The following is a 16,695-nucleotide window of genomic DNA, read 5'->3' as shown; positions in this document are numbered from 1 at the left end:
ACAAAATGGGGTCTTGACCACAGGCAGCATGCTTCGTGAAGGGTCTTTTTTGTGGTATTATGATTGTCTTCACCTTATTCATTGCCTCGTTTATTATCTGGCAAGTATGGGAAAATCAAAATCGCCTCTATACTGACAATCTGTACATGAAACGATCGATTTTTACAGGTGTGATGTTTCGAGTGGAATTTATCAAGGAAGCAAACAGGGAAGAAATAGAGCTTTACAGCTTTGTAACCCCAGACACTCGAGTAAATCGCCAACAAATGCACAAAGACAACCAACTGGAGTTTTCATTACTGGAGGATAAAATCGATCTGCTCATTCGAGAAGAGCGCAATGTCATCTTTTATTCCCTAATCTTGTCGTACATACTGTCCGTCTGGTTTATACTGCGAAATCTTATTCGCGATAGTAGCCTTCCTGCTTTAGCATTTGTTGCATGTATTTTCTTCCGTTTTTCTCTCTGGCATTCTTGGTTCAAAATACAGGAGTTGCTTGAAGAGACCGCTTATTATATGAGCAGATTGTAAAGGGGGACGCTATTCATCGCGCCCCCCTTTGTTATTCATTAGATGTTTTCGCCTCAGAGGTTACCTCAATCCCGTTTCTGCGAAACAGCGCCGCCGTCAACCCGACACCTGGCACTTTTTTCCCGGAAAAGCTGCCATCGTAAACGAAGGAGCTTCCACAGGACGGGCTGTTTTCTTTTAAGATGGCGGATGTGGCTCCAACCGTTTTCGCCAGCTTCAGCGCTTGGTTGGCCCCCATCAAAAATTCCTCTGTGACGTCTCGGCCAGTGTCATCTATGATGCGTGCTTTGCCATCCAGAACATCTTCGCCAGTCCCCCCGATGATTTCTGCTGGCGGTCGTGGTGTCGGCAAGCCTCCCAGCTGTTCAGGACAGACGGGAATAGCCTTTCCTTCCCGGAGCAATTGCTCCAGCTCTTGGTCCAAGCATGACTTCTGATCGTAACGGCATTCACAGCCGATCAAACAGGCACTAATCACTTTCATGACAACCGTCCCCCCCTTTTTTTCTAAAGCTTGCGCAGCTTCACGCTTTGCACCATATGATTCTGCCCCTTGTCCAAAATCAATTGCGCGCGAACACGCGTCGGCAAAATGTTTTGGCGCAGATTAGCACCATTGATCTCCGTCCAAATACCGGTGGCTACCTCAGTCGCCTCTTCGTCAGACAAACTCGCGTAACGCTTGAAATACGAGGATGGATCGGAGAACGCCGTCTGGCGCAGCAGCTTGAATCGCTCTACATACCATTGCAGGATATGCTTCTCTTCCGCGTGCACGTAGATCGTGAAGTCAAAGAAATCGGAAACAATGACCTCGGAAATACGAGCATCGTTTTCGTCACCTCTAGGCGGTTGCAGCACATTCAAGCCTTCCACAATCAAAATATCAGGCTGTCTGACGGTCTGCCATTCATCTGGCACGATATCATACACAAGGTGGGAATAAACTGGCGCTTTCACTTCAGGCAAACCCGATTTTACATCGGACAAAAAATTGATAAAGCGGCGCAAGTCATAACTCTCTGGGAATCCCTTGCGCTTCATGATCCCTCTGTCTTCCAGAACCTTGTTCGGATACAGGAATCCATCTGTCGTTACCAAATCGACCTTCGGATGATTCGGCCAGCGGGACAACAGCGTTTGCAAAATACGAGCCGTTGTGCTTTTGCCTACAGCCACACTGCCTGCGATACCGATAATGAAAGGCACCTTGCCATCCTGGTTCCCTAAAAAAGTGTGAGTCGCCTGGTACAGCTCCTGCGTGCCCCCGACATACAAATTCAGCAGACGGGACAACGGAAGGTAAATATCGGAGACCTCGGTCATGGACATTTTCTCGTTTAAGCCCTGCAAAAGGGAAAGCTCGTTATCAGATATGGTCAACGGCGTGGAAGCCCGCAGAGCACTCCACTGCTCGCGATTAAATGTAACATAGGGTGATGCCATGGGAATGTACATCCTTTCCATCATGAAAGTGCTTTCTTTAATTCAACACAAAGTTAGTTTACACCAGCATGACTTTCTTGGGAACAAGGGGGTTGCCCCAAATCAGAGCTGCTCTGCACTTTGCCTTCATGAGTACATAGGAAAAAAGCCGATACCCCATGGCATCAGCTTTGCTTGTAAAAGAATTTCTTGTTATTTTCCCAAGTGGGCTTGCAGCATCCACACATGCTTTTGCAGGCTGTCCATGATCCCTAAGAACATATCGCCAGTCGCTTCATCGTCCCCTGCTTCCGCGGCTGTAATACCTTCTTTGAGCTCTTTGATCAAGAGTGTAAAATCGTTCACGACTGCCTCTACCATCTGATCCGCAGACTCTCCACCTGTTGCTTCCTTAATGGAAGCCTGCTCCATACAGGCCTTCAACGTCGAAACAGGCTTGCCCCCAACCGTTAACAGCCGCTCTGCCAGCTCATCCACATTTTTGGCTGCCTCGTTGTATAGCTCCTCGAATTTTTCATGCAGGGTGAAAAAATTCGGGCCTTTGACAAACCAGTGATAATGATGCAGCTTCATATACAGCACAGACCAGTTAGCAACTTGTTTATTAAGTACGTCGGTTACGGGCCGACTCATTGTCATACTCATCCGGACGCTCCACCTCTCATGGTATAGATATAGCGTTTGTAGTATGTGGTGAATTGAGCGTTTCTATACTTTTCATGTCAGTCCATTTTTTCTACCCGGCTCGTGTCATTTCCGTTTTAAGACGGAACAAGCCTACCTCACTTACTATCCTGTTACAATTTTTTCTGTGTTGGACTCGGTAAACTTTCAAACGCATACCCATTAATCCCGGCAAAATCCATCTTTTTGCGCAAATCACTGACAAACTGGGTAAAATAAAGGCCGCGATCCATGCTGCCCGCATATTTTCTCAAGTGGTAATCGTAGGATAATGAATCGTATATGTGATGTAAATCATCGACGAGCACCTTTTTCATATCCGCTTTTTTAATAGCTGGATCGATACTGCATTCGTTCACGAGCGCCTGTAATGTTTCCTTGAGCGCTTCGTTGTCATAGGACGGATGAGAGAGTAAAAATTTCAAATCGTACAAGTCTTTAAACCTCGGCCTGACAATCGTTTGATGCAGCTTCCAAGCAACCTGGATGGACAGGGGTACGGTGTACGGAACAAGAAAACGATCCCCAAAGACAGGTTGGTACTCCAGCGGAACCGGGTCTGCATCCATTTCCAAGTTAAACGAAATATCCAGATTCAGCTCGTTATAGTCATTTGCTTCCCTTGTTTGACCTTTGAAATAATAGGCAATATCCGTATTGATCGTCGGAAAATCATCTGCCATAGCGTAATCGATATATCTCCAAAATGCATTCTCGCGAAAACTTCTAAACATGACGCCGTCGTTTAGATCCATTTCGGTTACTTGAATCATCCATTGCGTAAATACTTCATGGGCATGTTCGACGTCCCTGATCTTCCCGGCATACAATAAGTCGATATCATCCGCGTCCCGAATCTCTCGGTTGTCCAAATATTGTCTGGTTAGAAGGCTGCCTTTTAATACAAAGGGCATATTCACAAGAGCAATTCTTCTCAACAGTGCTTCCAAAACAATGAGCTCTCTCGCTTCATATTCCAACCCTGCTACATCGTCGTATGTAATCATCATGATCCTCCATCTAAAATTAGGAAATCCAACCGCTGTCCAGCTCTTCACGACTGTCATAGATACATAATTCGTATTGTTCTTTGATTAGCTCGATCTGATTTGCTTGCAAAATGGTATGTATCATTTCTACTCGATCGTAAAACTGTTTCGGGCTTTCATATTCTCGGACGGTGATAAATCTCACCTTTCCATTCGCATTCAAAGAGTTTCTCGAAATATGCCCGCCATGACCCTCGCATAAATTTCGTAACGCCGCGACATCATCGACCTGTACTTTGCCATGCCATTCGAAGTAAGGCTTCGAGTTTTTCAGGATGGGCTGGTGAAAGTACGTTTCTTCCTTTGGAGAAATCTCTACTTTTTTTCGGACGATGGTAAAACCGTTGTTTTGAAACGTAGCTGCAATCTTTTCCATCTCTATATTGGCTTCATGAAAACCTGGTCGTTTAATTACTCCTGTTATCATCGGTTGATTGATGTAATTTCCCTGATCCAAGACGATCATGACCGGTTTCACTTGTTGCGATTGGCAGAGATCGATAAAAGCTTTCTTTTCATCAAGTTGTAGATCGTTGAAGGTAACATGAAACTCAAATTCCATTACTTCACTCCCTGACTTTCCTTGTATTGCATAATCAATTTATTTCCTTTTCTTCCTCTTTGTATCGACATATCTTTGCTATCTCTTAACCGTTACGTTTAAAAAATAAAAAAGTAGAGGTACGTTGAAAATCATTTCTCAACTTATCTCTACTTTGTATGAGTGCTAGTTGCTAACCATTTAGCTTGGTGGTTGCTGAAAAGTCCAGAGAGTGCACTTTTATGGACCAGTACTCCAAGATTTCATCGAGTTTTAAAGCCTAAGTCCTGATCTTTGAGCCTAAAGAGCTTTGATACGTAAGTTTTGAAATCTAAGCGCTAAGCTTTGAGCTTTCATCCTCATATTCACCAAATAGCTTTAGGATGGCCTAGTTAACCCACTAGGTAAGGGACTCTCGTTTATCAACTATTCAAATGATTAGCAGCAAAACACACTGTTAATCCACAAGATTGATTTTGGTAATCGTATTGGATTCACTTAAAATAAAATCGACTTCACACTCAAACTCATCGATTTCTTTACTTAGCGTATCCATTTTCTCTTTCAACTTCAATGGGTCTACGAGCTTCGCTTCATTTTGCTCTTTAAACGGTTTGGAGATCGCTTCCATTTCTGTATCCTTCACCTTGGAGTCTTTGCCAAAGTTCGCTTCGAGCAGCTTTTCTAACCGCAGCTGTACTTCTTCATTTTTCTCTTCAACCTGCGTGACAGCGTGATTGTAATCTCTTCTCATTTTCTCCAGCAGTAATTTCTCATATTGAATGGAGGTTTTTCGCTCGATTGCTTCTGCCACTGTCATTCTCTTGCCGCTAATCGTTACCATCGTCTTTGCGTTGGACTCGACGATCAGTGACTTAATTTTTTGTCTTCTTTTTATTAGATCAATGGTGGATTGGTAGTTGCGCTCTGTCGTTTCCACATACAGTTCTGTTGAAGTATAGCCAGTTACTGGCTTATGCCCTATGGCCGAAGACATGAAAGTCGTTTCATTGATTCCTTTTTGGATTCGTTTATCGAGTAACTTTAGTTCTGAGAGTCCTCTTGTGATAGACATTTCCATCGTGTCATTCCTCCTCGTGGAGTTTGGATAGAAGAATTGTTTATGTATATAGGGGGTTACATTTGGTAGTTTAATATACAACTTTATGTAAATAGTTGTCAAATTTCTTAGGGGATTGGTTTGAAAATTCCGACTTAACCTATCGTATCTAAATGATATGCAATTGGCATCTGTTCAATTTTTTCTAATACCAAGGTTTTTCTTGTAATAAGATTATCGAATTGTTCCAGTGACAGTTTTTCCCTTAGTTGCTGCATAATCCTCCATTTACTCTCATGTTTCCCTCATCGTTAAAGGTGGGATTAGCCTTTGGAAGTTTAATTTCGACCACCTAGCTTAGCTACATTTACGATCTCCCTTATAAAAGGTGTTACAAAAAAGCAATTGTCCAAATCGGCCTCATCCAACATCGCCCAATAATCAATCGTATTCTTATGAATGCGAATATCTTTAAGGAGATTATTCCTTATGGAGGTAGCCCAACTCTCCTCATCCTTTTCTTTAACCATCGCATCATCGTATGAGGAAATAATAACAATCATTAAAGCAAACTTTTCCTCTTTCTCTAGATTAAAGTTTTCATATGCAAATAAGAAATCGGCTACTCTTGAGGAATCGGACACTTCATACTCCCAATCTTGTGAAAACTCATTAGGAGCCGGTAAATTGATTTTCTTTACATTTTCAAAGTTGATAGTGTCACGAAAAGGCTCATTCCCTCTCATCATTCAGTTGGAATAAGAATAAGTTTTTAATCAGGCTGTATTCTATCGCTTACTCAATACTTCCTTTATTCGAATGACTGATCTGCCTTTTCCTCTCCTGATAATTGTTCATCCACATCATTTAAATCGAACTGCTCTTCTATGCCCTACTCTATCTGGTGTAAAGCCGTGAATAAGACAGGAAAAAGCAAAAAAGCCAGGGCCTACCTCCCTGGCTATCACACATTACAGAAGTCCTTCCATTTTCCCTTTTTGTACCGCGTCATCCCGATTCCGCACCCCGAGCTTGTCATACAGAGCAGACGCATAGTTACGGACGGTACCGTCTGACAAATACAGCTTGGAAGCGATTGTTTTATAGCGCATGCCTTGGGAAAGCATCTGCAAAATCTCTTGCTCCCGCTTCGTTAAACCATAAGCATTCTCGTCTTTTTCGCTTAGTTTCGGCGCAACGAACAGATCTTCCTGTTGGTTTACTGGCTGTGCATCCAGCATTTTATGAAACAGGTCCTGTGCAATCATGGTACCACCGCGATGGACGAGGCGAATCGTTTCTGCAAGCTCTCGTGAATCGATCGATTTCAAGAGATAGCCGTCTGCACCACTGCGCATGATTTCCTTGGCTTTTTCAGTATCCTGAAACGTAGACAGGACAAGGACACGAATACCGGGCCATTTTTCCTTTATTCGTTTTGTCGCAGTAATCCCGTCCATATTTGGCATCTCCAAGTCCATCAGCACCAGGTCTGGTTCCAGCTCCTCGCACAGCTCCACAGCCTGCGCCCCATCCTCGGCTAACCCGACTACCCGCAGATCCCGCTGTCCCTCTAATATGGAGCGCAAGCTTTCCCGAATAAACGAGTGATCATCGACGATAAACAAACGAATGATTTCATCGGCGCTCTCTACCATCCTCGGCACCAAACAAGTAACGAGCGTTCCTTCTCCCCGCTCTGAGTATACGGATACTCTTCCTTGCAGAAGAGAGGCCCGCTCTTTCATCGTCGTGATGCCGAAGCCATCCTCCCAATTTTCCACTCCATGACCGTTATCCTGTACTTCCAGCCTTGTCTGTTGCTGCTCAAAATGCAAGGAAACGACGATGTCCGTAGCGTGCCCGTGACGTACGGCATTCGTCAAAGATTCCTGCAAGCAGCGAAACAAGGTCATTTTTACCTGTTTACCGACCGGATACTCTTCTCCAATCGCACGAAACCGCACATTCACTTTTGCATGTGTCTGAAACTCCTCCGCAAGCTGCCTCAGCGAATGAACCAAGGGAAGCGTCTCTTGCGGTGACCCCATCTGATGCAAGTACCCTCTTACTTCCTTCATGCCTTTTCGTGCAAGGTGCAAGAGGGATTCGAGCTTTTGCACCCCTTCCTGCGACGCTATATCCTGACGTAAGGTTTCCATCCCCATAATGATCGAGACATAGGAATGCCCCATCGTATCATGCAGGTCCTTGGAAAGCCGATCCCGCTCCTCCAGCAGAGTCACTCTCTCGATTTGGGTGAGGTATTGCTCCAGGACACTGTTTTGCTTGCGAATAATTTCATTTTGACGATGGTTGACGATGAGCAAATGAAAAGCAAACCCTATCGCATAAGCAAGCCCGACTTGCGGCAAAATCACGAACACATCAATTGCACGAGAAAAAAACATAATCAACAGTGGGATAAAAACAATCGTAATGGGAGCCGACCAGCGAAACGATTTCTCCGCACTATTGGCGGCAATCAAAAAAGCTGGCATCAAAAAAGAAAGGTACGCCTCCGGAAACATAGACGTGAGATAAATCGATAATCCGCCAAACAAGAGCATTTCTGCTATCAGATAGTAACGATAGCTCAGCATTAAACAAATCCACGGGACGGAAAAAACCATCACTTCCCAAAGTATAACCATCCATAAGGGCAAAGTGAGATACTCTCCAAATGTTACAGTTGTAACGGTGAGTGAAAAGCAAACGATCAGACGTAAAAAAAGCATCACCCAGTCATACCAGGCCCATTGTTTTACGATATCTAACAAACCATCATCCCCTAATTGCTTTGAACATCAAGCGCGTGTACCCACCAACTAATTGTACCAGTCCGCTCCCTAGCTTGGAGCACCCGATCATGAGTATGAATCCTAAACCCATAATTTGCAATGCCTTCAGCTCTGAATCCACTACGCTTCCGAAAAAATGTAGCTCCACGAAAGGATAGAGCAACGGTATGAACGCAAAACATACGGGTGCAATATAGATGAGCACTCCGACCACTAGGCAGATACAGCCTAGGACAAATTTTTGCATCAGCCAATAAACGGATATCCAGTTTCTCACATCCATTAATTCCGCCTTTGCCTGCTTCCATTGATTACCTTCTATTCTTTGTCTTGTTTCGAAAGGTTCTATCGAAATATCAGTATAAATCTTCGTCTGAATACGTTCATGCTGGACAAAGGTTTGAGTTGTACGCAAAACATTGGTGAGCAACGGAATTCCCACTACGGTAAATGACAAGGCCAAGCCAAGCACGATACTGACCAAGTAAAAACATAAATAAAATACTCCCGAGACAAATGTATACAGCAAAAAGATAACATTTTGAACGTTACGCATGATCGCTCTTTTCATCTGAGCTAATTCTCTCCTATCTATACCTTTTCCGACATACTGATGACGGTCTGCCCTTACCGTAAACCACTGCGCGTCACATGAACCAGTATCAAAATGTCATATGACAGGCTGCGTCATGTCATTTCATCAAAATCATTTTGTCAGTCGGAAAAGTGATGACAGGAAGTAACTATCGAGTATGACACGAGCTTTGCCATACTGTGCTAAAGCGCTCACTTCAGGAGTCGATGCGCCAAAACGTGTTACCAAAACAAAGGAGAATCGCACATGAAAAAAGTGATACAAAAAATGAGTCTCGTCGTTTTTCTTCTCTCCACGACCTTGATTTCCGCATGCACGCAGTCGCTCGGAGCTGTGGAATCCACTCAGACTGCTTCCATTACCCAAGGACCGGTGGATGCCAAAGAAATAGAAGCGTTTGCCGATCCACTGTTTGCAGAAAAAATGAAAGAATATAATGTGGCTGGTTCCAGCTTTGTTGTCGTCCGTGATGGAAAAGTCCTCGTGAACAAAGGCTACGGCTTTGCTAACAAGGAAAAGAAAATCCCTGTTGATAAAGACACGGTGTTCCAAATTGGCTCAGTATCAAAAACCTTTACCGCCTTGGCTGCCATGCAGCAAGTCGATGCGGGTAAAATTGACTTGCATGGCAATATAGAGGAATATCTCGGTGGGCTAAAAATTCCTAATAATACAGGAAAACCCGTCACCATGTACGACTTGCTCACATACACACCTGGCTTCGCATTTCCTGATGAAACTACCTTTACCGGTCCACAATACATCGGGCAGGACATCTCTATGGATGAATTCTTTCCAAAGCACATGCCGGTCATCATCCGACCGCCTGGCGAAACCTATACGTATGATAATACAGGATTCTTGCTCGCTGGCTACGCCGTGGAAAAAGCAAGTGGAATCCCCTTTGCCCAGTATATGGATGAAAAAGTGTTCAAGCCTCTCGGAATGACCTCGACCAGTGAACGTTTGAAGCCTGAACTCATGAAGAGAATGGCTGCCAATTACTATGATAATGGCGAGCCACGTCCGCTAGAAGGAACCAATCCAACTGATGGTCCGCAGGGAAGCATTATATCAACAGCAGAAGACATGGCAAAGTACATGATCATGCACCTGCAAAACGGAAAATTTGACGGCAAGGAAATCGTCAGCCAGAAAAGCATGGAATTGATGCATACGCACCAGATTTTCGCGGATGACATCCCGATCACAACAGTAGGCTTTGAAAACTATTTTCCAGAGTATACAAATGGTCAGCACGTTGTTTTGAAGGGCGGAAACATGCCAGGCCATTCTTCCCTGATGGTATTGATCCCGGAACATAAAACCGGCTTTTTCATGTCCTACAACAATGATTCAATGGTTAGCGCTGATATTTACAAAGAATTCATGGATCATTATTTCCCAGAAACAGAAAAAAAAGCTGAGCCTGTTTACTTGCCCTTGAGTGAAGCGGATGCGCAAAAATATTTCGGGCTGTATCAACATACGCGTGCCTATTGGACACGCACTTCTATTACCTATGAGAATGGATCACTCGTGCTTGAGAGTGAGGCAACCGGAAAACAAAAGCTGCGAATGATTCGCCCATTGCTATTTGTAGATGAGGCAGGCGAAAAAGTCGCGTTCAAGGAAGACAAAAACGGTAACATCAAATACTTCTATTATACAACACCAAAAGGCGTTAGCCTTGCTGGCGAATCACAAAAAATGGAAATGGAAAAGACCTACTCAGACGTCCCTAACACTAGCAGCTATAAGACCCATATCAACAACCTCAGCGCCCTTTCCATTATGGCAGCGAAATCAGGAAGTAAATTTGATCCTACAGGGACCATGACACAAGGTGAATTTGCTGACGCCCTGATCAAAGCAGAAGGCCATTACGTAATGGCCGGGATGGAAGACGGGCTTAGACAGCAATTGGCCGTGGGCATCCCTAATTTGAACCCTTCGGCACCAATCACAAGACAAGTCGCTGCTGCCATGATCCAAAATTTAAAGCAGCTTGAACCAGTGGCAACCAGCAAAGTGACGCTGCAAGACACAGCCGACGCATGGGCAAAAGATGCGATCACTGCTCTTGTTTCACAAGGCATCATCGATCCTGACACGAAGGTAAACCCAGATGGCTCTTTCACATTCCGTGCAAAAGATTTACTGAAGCGTCAAGAAGCCAGTGCCTTGCTTGACTTAGCATTTGGTTACTATTCATTGCCGATTAAACGATAAGCATTCTTTTCCTCTTTCTGGGATAAAATAGGGACTTGTTGTATACCCTACTCCTTTGAGGGAGGTGACTGGTCGTGGAAAATAGCGATAAACACAGGGGACAAGCTGAGCAAAAAGATTCAAGTGACTTGAATGAGAAGGAAATCGACCTTCAGCATCAATTTCAAATGTTCCCTACCCCTGATGAAAAACGGGCTTCAAAAGTGATTACGGAGTTGAAAGATTAATAATTACTGTCTCCCACTTTAAGGCTGTCGAGAAACTCGGCAGTCTTTTTTCGTCTAGAAAAAAGAATCAGCTTATAAGAGAGCACCTCAGCTACTTGGTTGTTGAAGGCTCTGCGGGCCATGATGGCAGAAACAACTTCCCAACAATTCCCTATTCAAATTCGAATTTATTTTACAAAATAACGATGGATGAAAAAGAAACCACAATACGGACGGTTAGCTCGTATCGTGGCGTATGTTTAAACAAAATTATTGGCAGACCCTTGGCCAACAGTCTACTATTCCTGAAAATGCCCAGCCATCCTATTTTCATCTTCTAAAACAATAATTCTATAGGTTTTATCTTCGACTATTAATTTATTACTAACAGTAATGTTAATATGATCAAACTTCGCCTCAATGTTGGCTTTCAATTCATTCAGATCTGGTATTTCGTTGACAAATAAATAAAGGTCATTGATTTTTAAACACTCAATGTCAATATCCATTTCTATTTTAGATATATCTTGATCTTTACGTTCAATGTTTTCGACTCTACAAATAATTTTATCTCCATTATCCATACCTGCTTTACCTTTACCAAACCGTCTTTCAAACTCATCTTTCTCTTTTCGAGCAGTTTCTAATCCATAACGAGATATTAAATATCCTTGTACTATTTCATATTTCACACTAAAAAGTGAAGAAAGCTCGTAGTAGTTTGGCAGCCCTTCTTTGAAAATATGAACCAATTCACATATAAGATCAGTAAAGTTACTCTCTTTTATGAATCTCCCTAATTGACCTCTCTCGTCGTCGTTCCAAAACCAGTCAAATTCATTTGAATCTGTGTCTACAATCACTCCAACGAAGTAGGGTTTAGCATATAGGAACTTTCTTTCCTCACTATTATTTGTATACATTAAAACTACCTCCCATCAATTCAGCAGATTCTTTCATCCATGCCATATCTAGCGCCACTTGATCTCTTTGCCTTAAGAATTCAGCGTACTCTGGTTTAGTAAGTACATTTTGTTTTGCTTTATTCAGAATTAATTGTGTATCCATAGTATCCCAATTCCATCCGTTTGGTTCCGTTTTATACTAAGTGTTGCTCCATTCGATAATGCATCTCTTATTCCTGCCATATCAAAACCTCTTGCTGTCTCCAAATCCCCCCAACTAAATACACCATTATTAGGATGGTTATGTGTATATATATTCCGTACAGCTTTACCTTTGAGCCGAGTTCGGGCATAAGGTTCAAAATCATCTGCATATAAAAACAGGTCAATCATGGTGGTATCTGACCATAATTGACCTGTAATTCGCAAAGCATTGATGTTAATTTGGGTATAAAATTCAAGCTTCCTGTACGTATAACCAAAATGAAGAAACCTTTATACGGGTATTACATGGGTTAAGTCTGCCTGAGCTTAGCCACCCAATGCATTCCGCACTGGGTGGGTTCTATCCATCAACCGCTGAGACGGTGACAGAAACAAAGAAGACCACAACACGGCGGTTAGCTCGCATTGTGGCGTTTTGGGTTGTGTCATTCTAAATACACTTCCTTGAAATAATAAAATGATCTATAAATTTTGAAGTTTAGTTAAGACTTCCTTAATTCGCATAGAAAGATCCAACTTTTCAAATTCCGACAATTGTTCCCCCACATCATTCATATCGAATTGCTCTAATTCATTTTTTATTTTCAAAAACTCCCCTTTAGCATTAATTCTATATCTGATAAGTAGTTCTGCAAGTGTTGTTCTAACAACTATTTTTTCACTTAATGTACTCCTACATTCACGCTCGAATCGTTCCATTATTTCCTCAACAAGCTCAATTGCATCTTTCTTCTCATTTAATATAATCCCAAAGAAATTTTTAACTTCCTTTTCTATTTCAAAGTAGTAATATCTTGTATTCGGACTATAATCTACAGGTATACTTTCAATTCCATCAAGCACCATATCTCTTCGTTCTAATATGTCCTGATAATCATCTGGAGCTATTTCATGTTGTAACTTATTTAAATCTAGAGAATTTAATGCATCAATTATCTTTTGTTTCGATTTAACAAAAATTTTCGAATGTGTTAAGTGAATTCTCCCTTCCGCAATAGACAATACTGCTTTTTCCATTTCACCTCTTTTATCCATACCGAAGTATGCCTCACATGTGCAAGCAAGAGCTTCAGGACCACTCATTCCCTCACTTTTAAAATAAAAATAGTTTTCATAAAAAGCTCCAAATAAAGCCTCATAATTTCGTTTCACTTTATGTCCTCCCAACAAATTTCTTATGGCTCAACTATCTTATCACCATTATGGATTACCTCAATATCAATATTGGGATAATCTTTTTGAAACTTTTCTATAATTCTGCTACAACTTCCACATGTATCTAATTCGGTAAATAATTTTATTTTTCCACGAGCTTTTGATGGATCTGGCAATTTATCAAGTCTAGATGCCAAATCATTGAGAATTTTATACTCAGTATCATTGTCTCTTAATCTTACATTACCACTCCTATCTGGTGCTTCAGTAGCCTCGTACTTTGGTTTTGTTGGTTTTAATGAATAATCAGCATAGGTCTTTTCCTTATTATCCCCGTTCAATTGGGTACTAGCATATGCATATCCGATTGGTGATGATTCTTGTTCAGTGTTCTATAAGGGGGATAACCGAGAGGCATCTCCAACAGGAACATATCGGACAGCACAAGAGATATGGGTTGACTTTGACCGCCGCACGGTTACACCATACAAAAATACTGGGGTTAGCCACCGGAAAGTCGAATGCTCAAACGGACAAAACAGCACAAACCAAGGTCAAATTTCTAATAGTTGCTTGGAGTATAAATGGGAATCTTGGGGCGCCAGTTATGTAAAATTTAGGCTGGTGTGTGCGTGCGGCAATCCTTTAGAGCCAGCGGCACCAGGAATCGATTATGTGTTAGATGTTAAAGTGTGGAGTAATGGTGGAGTAGAGGTAACTGGCGAACATGATGGATTTCCTGCATACGAAATGTAAAAACAGGTAGATAATGGTACATGGCAACAGTTGTTTCTGCACGATCCCCGAGAGACTGGTGAATATTTGGATGATTTAGTTCCTCCAATGGATCATAAAATTTATGTAGATAACTAATTCTGATAAAAAACTCCCTTTTGCTATGGAAGCAATAAGGGAGTTTTTCTTCAATCGGAGCAAGATTATAAAGTTACTCTATGGAGTTTCTTATAGTTCCTGTTGCACTACGGGATTCAGATGCAAATAATTCAATTTTATACTGCCAACCGTTATTCATGTAAAAATGAAGATAATCTGAGCCGCCTGATTTAGGAAGAGATATCCAACCTGTTCCTGGATCATCTTTTGTCCACTACTTCCAAACTCCGTCACCTTTGTTGTAATAAACAAATAAACTCGCATTACCATCCGCTGAAAGTTGAATTTTGCCGTATCGCCTACGAAGACCATGATCCCTAAGGGTTTGCTGCTTATACGTTGAAATGCTCTGTTGTTTGATAATAAACATTATGTACAGAAACGTCCGAATCCTCGGGCGTTATTGCTGTTTTTGGAGAAAGGTATGGCACCAATTGGTGCCATACTCACCATAACAACAGGATGAAGGAGCGTGCATGTATGAGCCTAACCGTCTTTGCTATGTTGGAATTGTCAACCGTGCACATTTCATTAGAAACCAATCAGATGTTAGAAAAGGACACACTTAGCCTTCCATTCTTTGCAAAGAGCGATATGAACATGCAGTATGGGTGGTTTATATCGGTGCCTTATGATGACGAGGATTGGTTGCCGGATGACTTGCAGAGAATCATGAATCTTGCAAAGGAAAAAAATTTTAAATGGGTCATGCTGGATTGTGAGGGTGCTAGGAGTGAGCATCTTCCTGTTTTTGGTTGGTAGTGCGCCTGCTTAAAAAGAAAACGTTACGGTCGTTCAAGCCGCGACAATCGAGGGAATGGAGGTTCAAGCTGGTAGCCGTATCATCGTGGTTCCGCCTGACGCCGAAGGAGATCAAATAAATATGGGATTGCTGCTGCTTTGGGGCGTGCAGAAGTGGAAGAAGCCATTATGGAGTACAAAAATTTACAGATTGATAGTTATGGGGTACCACCAGCAAATCGCGATTTGCTGGTGGTACCCCATTTTAGAAAAGAATCTTTAGAGAAGAATCTAGTTTCAACCAAAACACTACTTTTGAAGTGCTCTCATAATAGGGGCCTTCTAATCCAATTCCCCTTAGGGAGTTACTGTGACAGAATAAACAACTCTATGACCACTGTTCCATTCAGCAACTACAACACCATTTCCAGGTTTGAAAGCAGTTAATTTTCCGTATCCGTCTAAGCCAATGCAGTCTGTTGGATTTGAATAGGAAAGGGACACAATATCACCAGCAAGTAACCTGTATTCACCGACTCTCATAGAGATGGAAGAATACATTGTAGAATTAGCTACAATCTGATCAGGATTATTTCTTTGTGATGATGCGGCAGATACATCGTTAGCAAATAAATTAAACGAGAAAATGCTTGCAAGTGCTGTTAGAGTTAAGACTGCTTTTTTCATACTATCATCTCCTAATAATGTTATTTATTTTGGAGTTGATCTAGTTGTTGCTCTATACGAATAATAACACCGAACGTGTAAAATAGAAACAAAAAAGTAAGAAAATGGAAATAAATTTATAAATGCTATTGGTAAAATAGTGTTTAAATTCGATCTGACATATTCAATTTAATAACCCGTCCCTTTTTATAGGGACGGGTCAGCTATTTCTTGTATGCATTCTGGCTGATCGTTTTTGGGGTTTCCTACTATTGTGGCCACGGGATAGGCTCTCATTTGATCATGGTCATATGGAACGAGTAACGACTGTAACAAGTCGGCATCGAACTTTTCGCGATCAAGCCATAATTGCTCATCCTGTTTCTTCAATATTACGGGCATGCGGTCGTGTATATCAGCCACAACTTCATTAGGCTTAGTCGTGATAATCGTACAGGAGTGCAGTTTTTCTCCTTCTGGACTTGTCCAAGTATCGTATAAGCCAGCGAACGCAAACGGTTCACCGGTTTTCATCATGATCCGCATAGGCTGCTTATCCTTCCCGACTTTCTTCCATTCATAGAAGCCATCAGCTGGGATGATACAACGCTTACGAGTAAACAAATTTCTGAAAGCAGGTTTTTCCTGGATCGTCTCCGATTTTGCATTGATCATCTTGTAGCCAATCTTTTCGTCTTTTGACCAGAATGGAACCAAGCCCCACTTCAATTGGCCAATGCGCCGTTCTTCTTTATTTTCAATGATGGCAGGTATTTTCTGCCCAGGTGCTACGTTATAAATCTCTCGCCAGTCGAATGGAATGTCCTCAATATCGAAACGATTAAGCAACGTTTCCGCATCAAATACAATCGTAAATCGTCCGCACATTGCGATCACCTCTAACAATCATCATAGCCTACTGAACACGTTACCAACCAGTGCAATACAGACCTCGATGCAAT

The 16,695-nt window shown here is 42.2% G+C and carries 20 protein-coding genes; 5 read left to right on the top strand and 15 right to left on the bottom strand.

Annotation, left to right across the window (positions count from 1 at the left end; all coding sequences use genetic code 11):
• Window positions 1-35: 35 nt before the first annotated feature.
• A complete protein-coding gene (locus C7R91_RS12465; RefSeq protein WP_106786196.1) occupies window positions 36-533 on the top strand; it encodes a hypothetical protein in 498 nt (165 codons plus the stop codon).
• Between the two features lie 31 nt (window positions 534-564).
• On the opposite strand, the gene C7R91_RS12460 is transcribed toward C7R91_RS12465, so the two are convergent.
• The 9 genes from C7R91_RS12460 to C7R91_RS12420 form a co-directional block, all read right to left on the bottom strand.
• Window positions 565-1,017: a 2-thiouracil desulfurase family protein gene (locus tag C7R91_RS12460; RefSeq protein ID WP_047070551.1), complete on the bottom strand. Its 453-nt coding sequence runs from the start codon at window positions 1,015-1,017 to the stop codon at window positions 565-567.
• A 23-nt stretch (window positions 1,018-1,040) separates the two neighbouring features.
• Window positions 1,041-1,979: a type I pantothenate kinase gene (gene coaA / locus C7R91_RS12455; protein WP_231850569.1), complete on the bottom strand. Its 939-nt coding sequence runs from the start codon at window positions 1,977-1,979 to the stop codon at window positions 1,041-1,043.
• A 192-nt stretch (window positions 1,980-2,171) separates the two neighbouring features.
• Complete coding sequence (locus C7R91_RS12450) at window positions 2,172-2,624, bottom strand: Dps family protein (protein ID WP_047070550.1); 453 nt, start codon at window positions 2,622-2,624, stop codon at window positions 2,172-2,174.
• A gap of 152 nt (window positions 2,625-2,776) precedes the next feature.
• Window positions 2,777-3,673 carry a nucleotidyl transferase AbiEii/AbiGii toxin family protein gene (locus tag C7R91_RS12445; RefSeq protein ID WP_236697889.1) on the bottom strand — a complete coding sequence of 299 codons (897 nt, stop codon included), beginning with the start codon at window positions 3,671-3,673 and terminating at the stop codon, window positions 2,777-2,779.
• Between the two features lie 16 nt (window positions 3,674-3,689).
• On the bottom strand, window positions 3,690-4,274 hold the full coding sequence (locus C7R91_RS12440) for a hypothetical protein (protein WP_047070548.1): 585 nt from the start codon (window positions 4,272-4,274) through the stop codon (window positions 3,690-3,692).
• Between the two features lie 436 nt (window positions 4,275-4,710).
• Window positions 4,711-5,334, bottom strand: coding sequence for a hypothetical protein (locus tag C7R91_RS12435; RefSeq protein ID WP_047070547.1), 624 nt, complete (start codon window positions 5,332-5,334; stop codon window positions 4,711-4,713).
• Between the two features lie 317 nt (window positions 5,335-5,651).
• Window positions 5,652-5,957, bottom strand: a complete 306-nt coding sequence (locus C7R91_RS12430; protein WP_236697888.1) for a hypothetical protein — start codon at window positions 5,955-5,957, stop codon at window positions 5,652-5,654.
• A gap of 327 nt (window positions 5,958-6,284) precedes the next feature.
• Complete coding sequence (locus C7R91_RS12425; RefSeq protein ID WP_083995100.1) at window positions 6,285-8,093, bottom strand: helix-turn-helix transcriptional regulator; 1,809 nt, start codon at window positions 8,091-8,093, stop codon at window positions 6,285-6,287.
• A gap of 4 nt (window positions 8,094-8,097) precedes the next feature.
• The gene (locus C7R91_RS12420) at window positions 8,098-8,685 is read right to left on the bottom strand and encodes a sensor domain-containing protein (protein WP_047070546.1); all 588 of its coding nucleotides are present in this window, start codon (window positions 8,683-8,685) and stop codon (window positions 8,098-8,100) included.
• Between the two features lie 270 nt (window positions 8,686-8,955).
• Between C7R91_RS12420 and C7R91_RS12415 the strand changes: the two genes are divergently transcribed.
• Entirely contained in the window at window positions 8,956-10,941 is a 1,986-nt protein-coding gene (locus tag C7R91_RS12415) for a serine hydrolase domain-containing protein (RefSeq protein WP_047070545.1), read from the top strand.
• A 74-nt stretch (window positions 10,942-11,015) separates the two neighbouring features.
• Window positions 11,016-11,168: a hypothetical protein gene (locus tag C7R91_RS29340; protein WP_162837753.1), complete on the top strand. Its 153-nt coding sequence runs from the start codon at window positions 11,016-11,018 to the stop codon at window positions 11,166-11,168.
• A gap of 278 nt (window positions 11,169-11,446) precedes the next feature.
• On the opposite strand, the gene C7R91_RS12410 is transcribed toward C7R91_RS29340, so the two are convergent.
• The 4 genes from C7R91_RS12410 to C7R91_RS12395 form a co-directional block, all read right to left on the bottom strand.
• On the bottom strand, window positions 11,447-12,070 hold the full coding sequence (locus tag C7R91_RS12410; RefSeq protein ID WP_047070544.1) for a hypothetical protein: 624 nt from the start codon (window positions 12,068-12,070) through the stop codon (window positions 11,447-11,449).
• Window positions 12,057-12,215 carry a hypothetical protein gene (locus C7R91_RS29690; RefSeq protein ID WP_236697887.1) on the bottom strand — a complete coding sequence of 53 codons (159 nt, stop codon included), beginning with the start codon at window positions 12,213-12,215 and terminating at the stop codon, window positions 12,057-12,059. The genes C7R91_RS12410 and C7R91_RS29690 overlap by 14 nt, the downstream gene beginning before the upstream one ends.
• A 524-nt stretch (window positions 12,216-12,739) precedes the next feature.
• Window positions 12,740-13,429 carry an Imm3 family immunity protein gene (locus C7R91_RS12400; protein ID WP_047070543.1) on the bottom strand — a complete coding sequence of 230 codons (690 nt, stop codon included), beginning with the start codon at window positions 13,427-13,429 and terminating at the stop codon, window positions 12,740-12,742.
• 23 nt (window positions 13,430-13,452) lie between these two features.
• Entirely contained in the window at window positions 13,453-13,773 is a 321-nt protein-coding gene (locus tag C7R91_RS12395) for a deaminase domain-containing protein (RefSeq protein WP_106786194.1), read from the bottom strand.
• Between the two features lie 46 nt (window positions 13,774-13,819).
• Between C7R91_RS12395 and C7R91_RS29955 the strand changes: the two genes are divergently transcribed.
• On the top strand, window positions 13,820-14,188 hold the full coding sequence (locus tag C7R91_RS29955; protein ID WP_160309985.1) for a DUF3238 domain-containing protein: 369 nt from the start codon (window positions 13,820-13,822) through the stop codon (window positions 14,186-14,188).
• Window positions 14,189-14,806: 618 nt separating this feature from the next.
• Entirely contained in the window at window positions 14,807-15,088 is a 282-nt protein-coding gene (locus C7R91_RS12385; protein WP_047070541.1) for a DUF5983 family protein, read from the top strand.
• Between the two features lie 336 nt (window positions 15,089-15,424).
• Here C7R91_RS12385 and C7R91_RS12380 read toward each other — a convergent pair whose 3' ends face one another.
• Both C7R91_RS12380 and C7R91_RS12375 read right to left on the bottom strand, forming a co-directional pair.
• Window positions 15,425-15,754, bottom strand: coding sequence for a hypothetical protein (locus C7R91_RS12380; RefSeq protein WP_047070540.1), 330 nt, complete (start codon window positions 15,752-15,754; stop codon window positions 15,425-15,427).
• Between the two features lie 186 nt (window positions 15,755-15,940).
• Window positions 15,941-16,621 carry an SOS response-associated peptidase gene (locus C7R91_RS12375; protein ID WP_047070539.1) on the bottom strand — a complete coding sequence of 227 codons (681 nt, stop codon included), beginning with the start codon at window positions 16,619-16,621 and terminating at the stop codon, window positions 15,941-15,943.
• Between the last annotated feature and the right edge of the window lie 74 nt (window positions 16,622-16,695).

It is taken from the genome of Brevibacillus formosus (assembly GCF_003013405.1).
GTDB lineage: Bacteria > Bacillota > Bacilli > Brevibacillales > Brevibacillaceae > Brevibacillus > Brevibacillus formosus.
This window is presented reverse-complemented; position numbering and strand designations above follow the sequence as displayed.

Excerpts from the sequence above, each read along its gene's own strand:
- C7R91_RS12445 (WP_236697889.1), bottom strand. The coding sequence starts at position 3,673 with ATGATGATTACATACGACGATGTAGCAGGGTTGGAATATGAAGCGAGA.
- C7R91_RS12415 (WP_047070545.1), top strand. The coding sequence starts at position 8,956 with ATGAAAAAAGTGATACAAAAAATGAGTCTCGTCGTTTTTCTTCTCTCC.
- C7R91_RS12380 (WP_047070540.1), bottom strand. The coding sequence starts at position 15,754 with ATGAAAAAAGCAGTCTTAACTCTAACAGCACTTGCAAGCATTTTCTCG.
- C7R91_RS29690 (WP_236697887.1), bottom strand. The coding sequence starts at position 12,215 with ATGGATACACAATTAATTCTGAATAAAGCAAAACAAAATGTACTTACT.
- C7R91_RS12435 (WP_047070547.1), bottom strand. The coding sequence starts at position 5,334 with ATGGAAATGTCTATCACAAGAGGACTCTCAGAACTAAAGTTACTCGAT.
- C7R91_RS12450 (WP_047070550.1), bottom strand. The coding sequence starts at position 2,624 with ATGAGTATGACAATGAGTCGGCCCGTAACCGACGTACTTAATAAACAA.
- C7R91_RS12440 (WP_047070548.1), bottom strand. The coding sequence starts at position 4,274 with ATGGAATTTGAGTTTCATGTTACCTTCAACGATCTACAACTTGATGAA.
- C7R91_RS12410 (WP_047070544.1), bottom strand. The coding sequence starts at position 12,070 with ATGTATACAAATAATAGTGAGGAAAGAAAGTTCCTATATGCTAAACCC.
- C7R91_RS12460 (WP_047070551.1), bottom strand. The coding sequence starts at position 1,017 with ATGAAAGTGATTAGTGCCTGTTTGATCGGCTGTGAATGCCGTTACGAT.
- C7R91_RS12420 (WP_047070546.1), bottom strand. The coding sequence starts at position 8,685 with ATGAAAAGAGCGATCATGCGTAACGTTCAAAATGTTATCTTTTTGCTG.
- C7R91_RS12385 (WP_047070541.1), top strand. The coding sequence starts at position 14,807 with ATGAGCCTAACCGTCTTTGCTATGTTGGAATTGTCAACCGTGCACATT.
- coaA (WP_231850569.1), bottom strand. The coding sequence starts at position 1,979 with ATGGCATCACCCTATGTTACATTTAATCGCGAGCAGTGGAGTGCTCTG.
- C7R91_RS12375 (WP_047070539.1), bottom strand. The coding sequence starts at position 16,621 with ATGTGCGGACGATTTACGATTGTATTTGATGCGGAAACGTTGCTTAAT.